This window comes from Pseudomonas sp. EL_65y_Pfl1_R83 (genome assembly GCF_963970695.1).
GTDB lineage: Bacteria > Pseudomonadota > Gammaproteobacteria > Pseudomonadales > Pseudomonadaceae > Aquipseudomonas > Aquipseudomonas tritici.
This window is the reverse complement of sequence record NZ_CAXAQI010000131.1, coordinates 1-612: the sequence shown is the minus strand read 5'-3', so window position 1 is coordinate 612 and position 612 is coordinate 1. Positions and strand designations below refer to the sequence as shown.

General features: G+C 66.7%; 2 protein-coding genes. Both read left to right on the top strand.

All coding sequences use genetic code 11. The features are described from left to right. Nucleotides 1-292, top strand: a 292-nt coding sequence (locus AACY08_RS28015) for a hypothetical protein (RefSeq protein WP_339472349.1), incomplete at its 5' end; no start/stop codon positions are given. A 9-nt stretch (nucleotides 293-301) separates the two neighbouring features. Further along, on the top strand, nucleotides 302-612 hold a 311-nt coding region (locus AACY08_RS28010), incomplete at its 3' end, for a peptidogalycan biosysnthesis protein (protein ID WP_339472348.1).

Sequence of the window (612 nt, the reverse complement as noted above, 5' to 3'; positions counted from 1 at the left end):
CAATCGCCTCCTCGCAATGGGGCCGCCCTTTCCGCGCGTGCTCGCGGCGGCGCTATGGCCGCTGGCGCAGGGAGCGCATCTGGCGATGCTCGCCATCGCCGCGCTTCGGCTGGCGCGCATTCCCTTCACGCTAGTTCTGCTGATCGCGGCGTGCGGGTTGCAATGCGTGCTGTTTGGCGTTTGGTTCGAATTCGGCGAACGCCACCGCGACTTCGCCACGCCCTTCCTGCTGCTGGCCTTGTGTTGCTCGTTCGCCGCCAGAACGGTTGAGAAGCTGGACGTGAAGCCCTAGCTTAAGCGCGTGAGCAACGCCGTCACCGCCCGTATCGCCGATGGCGTCTGCGCTATCCCGGCGGAGGCATGGGATGCGTGCGCCGGCCGCGACAATCCGTTTGTCAGCCATGCCTTCCTGTCGATCCTCGAACGTTCGGGCAGCGCCCGGGCGCGCACCGGCTGGCAACCGATTCCGATCCTCATCGACGGGGCCGATGGCCAACCCGCCGCGATCGCGCCGGCTTATGCCAAGAGCCACAGCCAGGGCGAATATGTGTTCGACCATGCCTGGGCCGACGCATGGGAGCGGGCGGGTGGCAGCTATTACCCCAAGCTGCA